The sequence below is a fragment of the Acidaminococcus sp. genome (assembly GCF_050873445.1).
Taxonomy (GTDB): Bacteria; Bacillota; Negativicutes; order Acidaminococcales; family Acidaminococcaceae; genus Acidaminococcus.
Genome location: NZ_JBNMIU010000027.1, coordinates 1 through 12,662, shown reverse-complemented (window position 1 = coordinate 12,662; position 12,662 = coordinate 1). Strand labels below are relative to the sequence as shown.

At 52.9% G+C, this 12,662-nt stretch carries 14 protein-coding genes; all 14 read left to right on the top strand.

Translation table 11 applies throughout. From position 1 onward, the window contains the following. Positions 1–122 precede the first annotated feature (122 nt). Positions 123–2,870 carry an isoleucine--tRNA ligase gene (gene ileS, locus ACR0QW_RS06075; protein WP_432642829.1) on the top strand — a complete coding sequence of 916 codons (2,748 nt, stop codon included), beginning with the start codon at positions 123–125 and terminating at the stop codon, positions 2,868–2,870. A gap of 75 nt (positions 2,871–2,945) precedes the next feature. Beyond that, positions 2,946–3,236, top strand: a complete 291-nt coding sequence (locus ACR0QW_RS06070) for a metal-sensing transcriptional repressor (RefSeq protein ID WP_432642828.1) — start codon at positions 2,946–2,948, stop codon at positions 3,234–3,236. Between the two features lie 41 nt (positions 3,237–3,277). Continuing rightward, a complete protein-coding gene (locus ACR0QW_RS06065) occupies positions 3,278–3,478 on the top strand; it encodes a heavy-metal-associated domain-containing protein (protein WP_432642813.1) in 201 nt (66 codons plus the stop codon). Between the two features lie 111 nt (positions 3,479–3,589). Then, a complete protein-coding gene (locus tag ACR0QW_RS06060; RefSeq protein WP_432642812.1) occupies positions 3,590–4,033 on the top strand; it encodes an OmpH family outer membrane protein in 444 nt (147 codons plus the stop codon). A gap of 186 nt (positions 4,034–4,219) precedes the next feature. Next, positions 4,220–4,591: a thioredoxin family protein gene (locus ACR0QW_RS06055; RefSeq protein ID WP_432642811.1), complete on the top strand. Its 372-nt coding sequence runs from the start codon at positions 4,220–4,222 to the stop codon at positions 4,589–4,591. After that, positions 4,588–5,511 carry a thioredoxin-disulfide reductase gene (gene trxB, locus ACR0QW_RS06050; RefSeq protein WP_432642810.1) on the top strand — a complete coding sequence of 308 codons (924 nt, stop codon included), beginning with the start codon at positions 4,588–4,590 and terminating at the stop codon, positions 5,509–5,511. The genes ACR0QW_RS06055 and trxB overlap by 4 nt, the downstream gene beginning before the upstream one ends. A 55-nt stretch (positions 5,512–5,566) precedes the next feature. Beyond that, positions 5,567–6,067: an RrF2 family transcriptional regulator gene (locus tag ACR0QW_RS06045; RefSeq protein ID WP_432642809.1), complete on the top strand. Its 501-nt coding sequence runs from the start codon at positions 5,567–5,569 to the stop codon at positions 6,065–6,067. A 145-nt stretch (positions 6,068–6,212) separates the two neighbouring features. After that, positions 6,213–6,932 (top strand): SIMPL domain-containing protein, encoded by a 720-nt coding sequence (locus ACR0QW_RS06040; RefSeq protein ID WP_432642808.1) that lies wholly within the window; start codon positions 6,213–6,215, stop codon positions 6,930–6,932. 8 nt (positions 6,933–6,940) lie between these two features. Further along, positions 6,941–7,708 carry a nucleoside phosphorylase gene (locus tag ACR0QW_RS06035; RefSeq protein WP_432642807.1) on the top strand — a complete coding sequence of 256 codons (768 nt, stop codon included), beginning with the start codon at positions 6,941–6,943 and terminating at the stop codon, positions 7,706–7,708. A gap of 63 nt (positions 7,709–7,771) precedes the next feature. Beyond that, positions 7,772–8,665, top strand: coding sequence for a LysR family transcriptional regulator (locus ACR0QW_RS06030; protein ID WP_432642806.1), 894 nt, complete (start codon positions 7,772–7,774; stop codon positions 8,663–8,665). Between the two features lie 252 nt (positions 8,666–8,917). Next, the gene (locus ACR0QW_RS06025) at positions 8,918–9,928 is read left to right on the top strand and encodes an alpha/beta hydrolase (protein WP_432642827.1); all 1,011 of its coding nucleotides are present in this window, start codon (positions 8,918–8,920) and stop codon (positions 9,926–9,928) included. A gap of 151 nt (positions 9,929–10,079) precedes the next feature. Then, complete coding sequence (locus ACR0QW_RS06020) at positions 10,080–11,249, top strand: iron-containing alcohol dehydrogenase (protein WP_432642805.1); 1,170 nt, start codon at positions 10,080–10,082, stop codon at positions 11,247–11,249. 151 nt (positions 11,250–11,400) lie between these two features. After that, complete coding sequence (locus tag ACR0QW_RS06015; protein WP_432642804.1) at positions 11,401–11,820, top strand: cupin domain-containing protein; 420 nt, start codon at positions 11,401–11,403, stop codon at positions 11,818–11,820. 14 nt (positions 11,821–11,834) lie between these two features. Next, a complete protein-coding gene (locus tag ACR0QW_RS06010) occupies positions 11,835–12,455 on the top strand; it encodes a flavodoxin (protein ID WP_432642803.1) in 621 nt (206 codons plus the stop codon). Positions 12,456–12,662 lie beyond the last annotated feature (207 nt).

The following is a 12,662-nucleotide window of genomic DNA, read 5'->3' as shown; positions in this document are numbered from 1 at the left end:
ACGGGCCCTTTTGTCCCGTCCCTTTCGGGGGACGGGACTTATTTTTTTGGAGGTGTACAACAGTGAGCAAGAAAGATGACAAGTATTCGGCAACCTTGAATTTGCCGGAAACAGACTTCCCCATGCGGGCAGGCCTGCCCAAACGGGAACCGGATTTCCTGGATTTCTGGTATAAAAATGATATTTATGGAGAAAAACAGAAACTTCATGCAGGTCACAAGAAATTCGTTTTGCACGATGGCCCTCCTTATGCCAACGGTAAGATCCACATGGGTCATGCCCTGAACAAGGTGCTGAAAGATATCATCATCAAATATAAATATGCCCGGGGCTTTGATACCCCGTATGTACCTGGCTGGGATACCCACGGCATGCCTATCGAACATGCCTGTCTGAAAGCTACCGGTGTGGACCGGCACAAGCTGTCTCCGCTGGAACTGCGGAAAATGTGCAAGGAATATGCCCTGCAGTGGATCGACACCCAGCGCAAAGATTTCAAACGTCTGGGAGTACTGGGCGACTGGGATCATCCCTATGTGACTCTGGATCCCCATTTTGAAGCAGCACAGATCCGCGTGTTCGGGACCATGGCCAATAAGGGCTATATCTACAAAGGCAAGAAAACCGTATACTGGTGCCCTCACTGTGAAACTGCTCTGGCCGAAGCTGAAATCGAATATGCTGACCAGAAGACCCCGACCATCTTTGTGAAGATGCCGCTGGTGAAGGACAACGGTCTGACTCCGGAAGCTGCCAGGGGTAAAAAAGCCTATATGGTGATTTGGACCACAACGCCCTGGACCATTCCGGCCAACGTGGCTGTTGCCGTGAACCCCGATTTCGAATATGCCTGGGTGGAATATAATGGCGAAGTACTGATCATGGCTGCTGACCTGGTGGATAAAGTGGCCCAGGAATGCGGCGTGGAATTCGGACCTGTACTGGGTACCACCAAGGGCCGTGCCTTTGAAAAGGCTGAATGCGAACATCCTTTCCCGGAATACAATCACCGGAAATCTCTGGTGGTGCTGGCTGACTATGTGGATAAGGAATCTGGTTCCGGCTGTGTCCATACTGCTCCTGGTCACGGCGATGTCGACTATCTGACCGGTCTGAAATATAACCTGCCCATCCTGTGCCCTGTGGATACCAAGGGATGCTTCACCAAAGAAGCCGGTGAACTGTTCGAAGGCAAGTTCGTATTCGACAGCAACGGTCTGGTCATCAAACATCTGGCAGAGCAGGGTGCCCTGCTGGGCAAGAAGAGCATCCATCACCAGTATGCCCATTGCTGGCGCTGCAAGAACCCCATCATTTTCCGGGCTTCTGAGCAGTGGTTCGCTTCTGTGGACGGTTTCCGGGACAATGCTCTGAAAGCCATTGCCAACGATGTGCAGTGGATCCCCAGCTGGGGTGAAAGCCGCATCCATAACATGGTGGCCGATCGGCATGACTGGTGCATTTCCCGGCAGAGAGTCTGGGGTGTACCCATTCCCATCTTCTACTGCGAGGACTGCGGAGAACCTCTGATCAACGAAGATACTGTGGAAAAAATCGCCACTATCTTCGATAAAGAAGGCAGCGATGCCTGGTGGAAACATACGGCTGAAGAACTGCTGCCGGAAGGGACCAAGTGCCCCAAATGCGGCTGCACCCATTTCCGCAAGGAAAAAGACATCATGGACGTATGGTTCGATTCCGGTTCCTCCCACATGGGTGTGTGCAAACGGCGTCCGGAACTGTCCTGGCCGGCGGATATGTACCTGGAAGGCAGTGATCAGCACAGAGGCTGGTTCCAGAGCAGCCTGCTGACTTCTGTAGCGGTAACGGGCAAGGCCCCCTACCGCAGCGTACTGACCCACGGCTACGTGCTGGATGGGGAAGGCCGCAAGATGAGTAAATCCCTGGGCAACGTAGTGGTGCCGCAGGAAGTCATCGATAAATACGGCGCCGACATCGTCCGCCTGTGGGCTGCTTCTTCCGACTATAAGCAGGATGTGCGGATTAGCCCGGTAATCCTGAAGCAGCTGGCGGAAGCTTACCGGAAAGTCCGGAATACCATCCGGTATATCCTGGGCAATATCCACGACTTCGATTACGAAACCGAAAAGGTTCCCTTCAGTGAAATGGAAGAACTGGACCAGTGGGCACTGATGCGGTTCGAAGGCCTGAAGAAAGACGTGACCGAAGCGTACGAAACCTATGACTTCCACGTGCTCTTCCATGCCATTCATGACTTCTGCACGGTGGATATGAGTTCCTTCTATCTGGACATCATCAAGGATCGTCTGTATACCAGCAAGAAGGACAGCAAGGCCCGCCGTTCTGCCCAGACGGCCATGACCCAGATCTTGCGGGAACTGATCGTGATGCTGATGCCGGTGCTGAGCTTCACCATGGAAGAAGTATACCAGTTCATGAACAAGCCGGCTGATGCTCCCAAGAGTGTGCAGATGCTGCCCTGGCCCCAGGCTCATCCGGAATATATCCACAAGAATCTGGAAGATAAATGGGATGCCTTCATTGCCCTGCGCAGTGAAATCACCAGAGTGCTGGAAGGTGCCCGCCGGGCAAAGACCATTGGTAACAGTTTGGATGCCAAGGTAGAACTGTATGCCACCGGCGATGCCCTGGCTGAACTGAAGGCTGTGGAAAAAGACCTGCCGACCCTGCTGATTGTTTCCCAGACTGTGCTCCATGAAGGCGTGGGCGATGCCGGCGAAGCCACTGGCCGGGATGACCTGAAGGTGGTTGTGGAAACCGCCGAAGGGGAGAAATGCGAACGGTGCTGGTGCTACAGCAAGACTGTAGGCCAGGATCCGAAACATCCGACCCTGTGCGCAAAATGCTGTGCCGCTGTGGAAGATTGAATCTGAAGAAAGGGATTGTCGTCTTGACAATCCCTTTCTTTCTGACTACAATATACGCAACGGAGGTATAGTATGATGGAACATGAAAAGACCATGCGGGATAAAGACTGTAAAGAGTACCGCGACCTGATCACACGGCTGAACCGGATCGAGGGCCAGGTACGGGGAGTGAAAAAAATGCTGGAAGAAGACCGCTACTGCGTGGACATCCTGACCCAGGTCAGTGCCATCAGCAACGGACTCAATGCCTTCAACAAAAAACTGTTGGCCAACCACATCAAAAGCTGCGTGGTGAACGATATCCGGGCCGGCAATGACGGGGTCGTGGACGAATTGTGCGAGACCCTGCAAAAGCTCATGAAATAACCAGCATCGACTGTTTGTGCATAATCGAGGAGGAATTTTCCATGGAAAAAGAATTGAAAATCAACGGAATGATGTGCAAGATGTGCCAGAAACACGTACATGATGCCCTGGCCGGCATGGCGGGGGTATCCGCTGTGGATGTGGACCTGGAAGCAGGCACTGCCAAAGTGACGACGGACCGGGATATCCCTCGGAATGAATTCAAGAAGGTCATTGAAGAAGCCGGTTACGAACTGGCATAAGGAAAAGCGGTATCGCGTGAGCGGTGCCGCTTTTTTCGCTTGCGCGGCGAAAACTCTCATGATATAATGACTTTCGTTAAGATTTCGTTCTGAAAATGGACTAAAGAGAGGATGATTATTTTGAAAAAGCAGTTTTTGGCTATGGTCATGGCATTGCTGGTGTGCGTCGGCTACTCTGGAGCCCTGGTTCCTGCTACGGCTTACGCAGCGGACACCATCGGTTATGTGGACTTAAATACCGTATTCTCCCACCATCCTGATTTTGAATCTGCCCGGGCCGCAATGAACCTGGAACAGCAGAAGGCACAGCAGGAGTTCCAGCAAAAGGCTCCCAGCCTGGATGACAATGGCAAACGGGCCCTGGATAACACCCTGACCGAACGGATTGCCAAGAGAGAACAGGACTTGTTCAACCCCATCCGGAAGAAGATCCTGGATGCCGTGCATAAGGTTGCCAAGGAAAAAGGCATCAATACGGTTCTGAGCGCTGGTGCCGTGGTTGACGGCGGCGTGGACATCACCAATGATGTCATGAAGGCTTGCGGAGCCAAATAAGGTATAGGGAATGTGAAAATTCCACAATAGAAGGATATAAGGGGCTGTGATTTTTCACGCCCCTTTTTTGTGTTTGTATGGTTTTCTATGAAATCCCCTGGGAATGAAAGAGGAGGGACAGGCGAAGGGGGAAGATGTGTGGCGCCCTCTATTGACATTCTTAACTGTATTTGATAGAATTACAGTATGAAGTCCGAAAGAAAGCAGCACATCCGAAGGAGGTATCATTTCATGGAATTTCTGAGTGTCAATAAAGATAATTTTGCAGACAACGTACTGAAAAGCAGCAAACCGTTCGTGGTAGGCTTCTCCGCTCCCTGGTGCGGCTACTGCAAACGGCTGAAACCGGCCCTGGGCCAGCTGGCGGCGGAAGTGGCCGATAAAGTGTCCTTTGGCAGCGTGAACATTGATGAACAGCAGGAACTGGCTGAACAGTTCAAAGTGGAGACCATCCCCAGTCTGATGCTGGTGAAAGACGGAAAATGCAGCGAACTGCTGGTGAACCCGCCTTCCAAAGCGGCGGTGAAGACCTGGCTCCAGGAGAAAGGCGCTTTATGAGCGGGAACAAGTTGTATGATATCCTGATCATCGGCGGCGGGCCGGCCGGCTATACGGCGGCTCTGTACGGTGCCCGCAGTGGGTTCCGTACCGCTGTGCTGGAAAAACTGTCCCCGGGCGGACAGATGGCTACCACCAGCGACATCGAAAACTATCCCGGTTTTCCGGGCGTGGTGGATGGCTTCGAACTGGGCGAAAAAATGCAGCAGGGCGCCGAACAGGCCGGGGCAGAAACGGTATATGCGGAAGTGACCAGGGTCGATCTTGCAGCTGATCCCAAAGTAGTGGAGACCAGTGAAGGTACCTGTCTGGGCCGTACCGTCATCATCGCCACCGGGGCGCATCCCCGCAGACTGGGCCTGTCCCGGGAAGAGAATCTGGTGAACCGGGGCATTTCTTACTGCGCTACCTGTGATGGCAGCTTCTACAAAGGAAAAACCGTGGTAGTGAACGGCGGCGGCAATACGGCTGTGGGCGATGCGCTGTATCTGGCCAAGCTGGCTCAAAAGGTATACCTGGTCCATCGCCGGGATGCGTTGCGGGCTTCTCCCGTCTATCTGCAGCGCCTGAAGGATGCCAATGTGGAAATCATCTGGAACAGCGTGATCAGCGGCCTGGAAGCTGACAAGAAACTGACGGCTGTAGATGTGAAAAACGTGAAGACCGGCGAAGTGACGAAGCTGCCTGCGGATGGTCTCTTCGTGGCCATCGGCCAGCTGCCGGAAAACAGCCTGTTCACAGGTCAGGTTGAAACGGATAAGGCGGGCTACATCGTGGCGGGGGAGGATACGAAAACCTCCGTGCCCGGGGTATTTGCCATCGGGGATGTGCGGACCAAGCAGGTACGGCAGATCATCACCGCAGCTGCCGATGGAGCAGTGGCTGTCCATTTTGCGGAAGAATACCTGAACGAAAAATAAGAGGAGGGAAACGGGACAGGCGGACGGTAGTCCGTCCTGTCTTTCTGGAGTTATCATGAAAAGCGATTTTATTGTAGCTGTCCATGCACTGGTCTACTTGTCCCATCGGGGATGTCTGGCTTCCAGCGAAGAATTGGCCGAGAATATTTGTACCAATCCGGCACGGGTCCGGAAAATCATGGGCAAATTGAAGAAAATGGGCATCATCACCACCCGTGAAGGACATGTAGGGGGCTACTGCCCTTGTGAAGGACTGGAAAAAGTCACCTTATATGATATTGCCCAGGGTATGGGAACTGTGTTTGTGGATACCAAGTGGCGCAGCGGCAATGAGGAGAACAATTGCTTCATCAGCAGCGGTATGGCTTCTGTGTTCGACGGTCTGTACCGGGAACTGGATGCCCTGTGCATGGAGCATCTGAAGGGGATCACCCTGGGGGATGTGACCAGAAAAATCGTGGAGACCCAGTTGAGCTGCCAGAAGGAGTGCCATGGGGCCCTGACGGGAGACTGCCCTGCCTGGCATAAGCAGTGCGAAGAAGAAACAAACGCATAAAATGAGACTGTTCCGGCCATGATTGGCGGCTTGCAGCCTGACTGTGGAAAACGTGAAATTTGGGGTACTTTTTACTCTTTTTACAGGATATTCTGTGCAAAATGTGTTATAATGATTTCAATAAATTTCTAATGAGGTGATTTCCATGAAAAAAATAGGAGCAGTTTTTGCAGCAATGGCACTGGCTTTGAGCCTGCATGCCACTCCGGCTCTGGCCGAACAGCCTCTGGATACCATCCAGATCACCGGGACAGCCAGCCGTACGGTGGATCCGGATATGGCCACAGTGAACTTCGCTTTTGAAAAACAGGGGGCTACCCTGGAGGAAGTACGCCAGGCCGGAGCCGATGCCAGCACGAAATTTGTCAATACCATGCTGGCCCAGGGCATTGGCCGCAGCGATATTGCCACTACCAGTTATACCCTGTCTCCTCGCTATACCTACGAACGGAATGGAGCCCAGAAACTGAATGGTTATAAGGTAAACGCCAACTGGAGCGTGAAGGTCAAGGAACTGAGCAAGCTGGGCACCATCATCGACAAGGGGCTCACCAGCGCCAACCGCATGGACAATGTGCAGTTCGGACTCAAGGATGAAGACCTGATCAAACGGCAGCTGCTGAGCCAGGCTGTGGAAAATGCCAAGTCTACGGCAGCCGTTGTGGCCAATGCCGGCGGCCGGGGCCTAGGCGCACTGCGCCGGGCGGATATCCCCGCTTATTCTGTGGCGGAAGCCCAGCCTCTCATGATGGCAAAAATGGCCCGGGTCAATGATGGTGACAGTGCTGCGGAAACCCAACTGGCGCCCAAAGCCCTGAACGTGACCGTGCGGGTGGAAACGCTGTTCGCGTTGACTTTGGAGTAATTTGACAAATGGAGAAGGACGGTAACCATCCGTTATACAGGGGTGTGAAAAATTCACACCCCATTTTGCTGCAAGGGGCCATGGAATTGGAAATCGCTGTTTTTTGCAGGGCCATGACCCAGGTCAAGGCACAGGATATCGGCAGTTTCAAGTTCTGGTCAGGGATGCTGAAAAAGCAGGCTGTGGTGCTCAGCCAGACGGGCATTGGCACGGCAGCTGCGGCTGCGGCCACGGCCCTGGGCTGCCAGGTATTTCAGCCTGCGCTGGTGCTCAATCAGGGGACTGCCGGCGGTTATCCGGAAGATCTCCATCCGTACGATCTGGTGATCGGGGAGACCTGGTACAACGCCAATGCCCGATACCGGACCCGGTACGGGAAAACGGATTTCCTGGATCTGGTGGCTCTGGAAGGAGAAAGCAAGGAAAGCGAATTTACTGGTTCCAGGCCTTTTTTGCAACACAGTGACCGGGAGCTGGTTGCCTGGCTGGACCGGGAGAGTACGCACTATACCAGAGGCCGCAGCGTGCGGGGGTGCATTGCCAGCGGGGATCAGTGGAACGATGAACCGGAGAGGATTGCAGATCTTCAGCAGCAGACTGGAGTCCTGTGCGAAGAAATGGAAACGGCAGCAGCCGGCGAAGTGGCTGCCCGGTTGAGAGTTCCCTTTGCAGCTGTGCGGGTGATTTCCAACAACAACCGGCTGGGAGAACCTTTCGATGCAGGGACGGCCACAGCACTGCAGGAGTGGATGATCAAAGCGGTTCTTCGTCTCTAGCCATTTCGTTGTGATCGCTCCGTCCCAGTTACTTTGTATTTTTGAAGGAGTGGCGAAAATCGTATGGAACTTCGTGTATTGCGGTATTTCCTGGCCGTGGCATGGCAGGGAAACATTACCCGGGCGGCGAAAGAACTGCACGTGACTCAGCCCACTCTTTCCCGTCAGTTGCAGGACCTGGAAAAAGAACTGGGGACACCTCTTTTTACCCGGGGCAAACATCGAATGGAACTGACGGAAGCAGGACTTTTTCTTAAGGCCCGTGCCGAGGAAATGACAACTCTGGAAGCAAAGACCCTGGATCAGTTCGCCCATCTGGAAGATTTCGTAGCAGGGGATGTGTATATCGGCTGCGGGGAAACGGAGGCCATGAAGTTGGTGATGGAATCCCTGACTCCGTTGGGCCGCGCATATCCTCAGGTCCACTTCCATTTTATCAGCGGCAATTACGAACAGACTGTAGACGGATTGCAAAAGGGGACCTTGGATTTTGGCCTCCTGTGCCTGCAGACACCGCCGGAAGGCTTTGTATACCGCCGGATTCCTTTTGACGATACTTGGGGAATCTATCTGCGGAAGGATCATCCACTGGCCCGGGAACAGTTCCTGACGCCTCAGGATCTTGCAGGCGAGCCTCTGATCCTTTCCCGTCAGCTGCTGGGGAACCATGTGTTCAACCACTGGTTGGGCTTCGATGCCTCGGAATTGGAAGTGCGGGCCACCTATAACCTGGTGTACAATGCTGCGTTCCTGGCGGAGCAGCGAATGGGTCTTTTGATTTCGTTTCGGGGGCTGATCCCTATTGACGAAGCACATCATCCCCAGCTGACCTTTCGGCCGTTTCAGCCGGGTCTGATGTCTCATAACTACCTGGTCTGGAAGAAAGGACAGACTTTTTCCCGTGCTGCGGGTATGGTACGGGCCCGGTTGGATGAAATATTTGGGCCTCACAATTAGCATGCCTTTTAAGCATAAAAATAGATTTATAATAAGCATTAGTAATCAAAACCCTCTTGCTGTATACTGAAAACAGACGGAAAATCAAATGGACCGACTGACTGGGTATGGAGAAAGAGGTGCTTTTTTATGCTCGGGAAAAAGAAACTGAAACAGGTGCTGGCTTTTGCTGTAGTGGGACTGACCTGTATATGGGGCAGTTATGGAACAGCGGCGGCAGCCCGGCAGACGAATCAGACGGAACAAACTGCTATGCAGACCGGGAGACAGGGAGGGAGTCAATTGAGACTGACAAAAGAATGGGATAAGGTATTCCCGCAAAATAGAGAAGTGAAGCATCGGAAGGTCACATTCCGCAACCGCTACGGCATTGAGCTGGCCGCCGATCTGTACGAACCGGAAAAAGTGACGGGCAGACTGGCCGCCATTGCCGTCAGCGGCCCTTTTGGAGCTGTAAAGGAGCAGGCTTCTGGACTCTATGCCCAGGAAATGGCCAAACGGGGATTTCTTACCATCGCCTTCGATCCTTCTTTTACAGGGGAAAGTGGTGGAGTGAACGGGGTGCGCAATGTGGCTTCTCCGGACATCAATACGGAAGATTTTTCGGCTGCTGTGGATTTCCTGTCCAATGAAAAAGATGTGGACCCCAATCGCATTGGTATCATCGGGATTTGCGGCTGGGGTGGCATGGCCCTCAATGCTGCGGCTATGGATACCCGGATCAAAGCTACCGTGGCATCTACCATGTATGACATGAGCCGGGTTACTGCCAACGGTTATTTCGACTATGCAAAAGACGCTGTGACCCTGAAAAAAGAACGGATGGCGAACCGGCGAGCCCTCAATGCCCAGCGTACGGAAGATTTCCGTACGGGTACGTTCAAACGGGCTGGCGGCGTGGTGGATCCGCTGCCGGCTGATGCTCCTCAGTTCGTCAGGGACTACTATGATTATTACAAGACAAAGCGAGGGTATCATCCCCGCAGCCTGAATTCCAACGAAGGCTGGAACAGTACATCGGCCCTGTCCTTCATGAACATGCCGCTGCTTACCTACGCTGGTGAAATCGAAAGTGCGGTACTGGTCATCCATGGAGAAAAAGCCCATTCCCGCTATTTCGGGGAGGATGCCTTCAAGAAGCTGAAAGGCGACAACAAAGAACTGCTGATCATTCCCGGAGCCAGCCACACGGACCTGTATGATAACCTTGAAAAGATTCCCTTTGATCATATGATGGCGTTTTTCCAGAAGTATTTGAAGTAACGGGTTTCATGAAATCGGGTCTGCTGGAGAAACTTGTTTTATCATACGCTTTTCGTATAACGGATAAGAATCTATAAGCATTGTATCTTTTCCGCACTTTCTGCTATGCTGGAATCATTGAGAAAATGTTTGCCGCAAAGGAGAGGATATCATGTTGGGAAATTTCACCTACTGCAATCCCACGAAACTGTATTTCGGGCAGGATGCCCTGCAGAACCTGCCAGGAGAACTGGCTAAATATGGAAAGAAAGTCATCCTGGTCTATGGGGGCGGCTCTATTAAAAAGAACGGCATCTATGATACCGTGACGAAAATCCTGAAGGAAGCCGGCAAGGATGTAGCCGAAATCGCCGGGGTCATGTCCAATCCCACCATCCACAAGCTGCGGGAAGGCATCGCCATTGCCCGGCAGCATGGCGCCGATTTCATCCTGGCCGTGGGCGGCGGTTCCGTGATCGACTATTCCAAGGCTCTGTCTGTTTCTGTGAACTGCGAGGAGGATCCCTGGGAAAAATATTTCGTGAGATTCGAAGAACCTGCCTGCGAAACCATTCCGGTAGGGACGGTACTGACCATGGTGGGGACCGGTTCGGAAATGAACGCCGGCGCCGTGATCACCTATCCGGAAAAAAAACTGAAAATCGGCCATGTATTTGCTGATGAAAAAATTATGCCCCGTTTCTCCATCCTGAACCCGGTCTATACCATGACCCTGCCCAGGTATCAGATGGTAGCCGGTATTTACGACATTTTCAACCACATCTGCGAGCAGTACTTTTCCGGTACGGATGACAATACCAGCGATTACCTGGCAGAAGGGCTCATGCGCAATGTCATCGCAGCCAGCCGCAAAGCCGTTGCCAATCCACAGGATTATGAGGCACGCTCCAACCTGATGTGGGATGCTACCTGGGCTCTGAATACCCTGATTTCCAGGGGGAAACCCACGGATTGGATGGTCCATATGATGGGCCAGTCCGCCGGTGCCTGCACCAATGCCACTCACGGCATGACTCTGGCCGCTGTTTCCCTGCCGTACTATCGGTTCATCCTAAAGGATGGGATGCCTAAATTTGTGCGGTTCGCCAAAGTAGTGTGGGATGTGCAGCCGGAAGGCAGGAGCGCTGAAGCCATTGCTGAAGAAGGGGTGCAGAAGATGGAAGCCTGGATGCGGGAACTGGGCCTGGTACTGCACCTGAAGGAACTGGGTGCTGCGGACGATATGCTGGACGACCTGGTGGATGGCACGCGGATCCTGAACGGCGGCTACCGGGTGCTGACCAGAGAAGAAATCCGGGAAATCTTCCGCCGGGCCATGTGAGCGAAGCAGTCACTGGTCTTTAGGCATGAATCTACCATACGCTTTCTGTATGATGCATGAAACTCAATAAGTATTTTATATTCTCTCAGATGTATGTTATGCTGAAACCAACGGACAGGGAAATACCTGATTTGTTGAAGGAGGAAAAAATATGGATCTGGAAGAAATGTTAAAGCAGACTCCCTTTGGACTGGGAAAAGAAAATACGGCTTATGCCCAATATTTTGATGGCAAAAGTTATCTGGACCTGCTGACCACGGAGCAGGTACCCACGGCTGTGGTAAATTTTGAACCGGGCTGCCGGAACCACTGGCATATCCATCACGCCAGCAAGGGTGGCGGACAGATGCTGATTGTCACTGCCGGCCGGGGCTGGTACCAGGAATGGGGAAAGCCGGCCCGGGAACTGAAACCCGGCGATGTGGTGAATATCCCGCCGGAAGTGAAGCACTGGCATGGCGCTGCCAAAGACTGTGCTTTCCAGCACCTGGCTCTGGAAATCCCTGGGGAAGACTGCAGCAATGAATGGTGCGAAGCCGTAGATCCAGAAGAATATGCCAAGCTGAAATAAAGGAGGAAAAGACAATGAAGCTGAAGAAAGTCTTTGCCATCGTCTGCATGGCCGTGAGCCTTTTGGGGGTAACGGCCTGCGGCAGCCAGGCCAGCACGGGCAGCGGCAGTCAGACCGCCGCCACGGAAAAAGCACCGGCCAAAGCCAAGAAGGTACTGGTCGTGTACTATACCAATACCCATCGAACGGAACAGGTAGCTAAGGACATCGCCAGGAAGACCGGCGGTGACCTGTACCTGCTGGAACTCCAGCAGCCTTATACGGAAGCAGACCTGGACTATAACAACAAAAGCTCCCGGGTGTATCAAGAGCACGATGATCCCAAACTGCAGGATGTGGCCCTGAAAAACGCCAAACCTGCCAACTGGAAGGACTACGACACCGTATTCGTGGGTTATCCCATCTGGTGGGGCATTGCGGCCTGGCCTCTGAACCAGTTCGTGAAGAGCAACGACTTCACCGGCAAGACGGTGATTCCCTTCAGTACCGCCTACAGCAGCGGCCTGGGCAGCAGTGTGGATAAACTGAAGGCCATGGCCGGCGGCAAAGGCAACTGGCTGAAAGGCATGGGCTTTACCGGCGGTATCGATGACAACAAGGTAAACAGCTGGGTGGACAGCTTGGGGCTGAAGTAAGTGGAAGCCGCTGTGCGGCTCTCAGTCCCTGGTAAGAGGATGTGAAAAAAGCATTTTTCACATCCTCTTTTTGTCGGGTTTGAAAACCCCACGCTATGCGTGGGGTTCTGGAAAGCTTTTAGCTATACCAAAAAATCCTCCTTTGGTAAAATGAAGATGGCTACCAACCACTTCATTTTGAAAGGAGGATATCCTGAATGGATATTT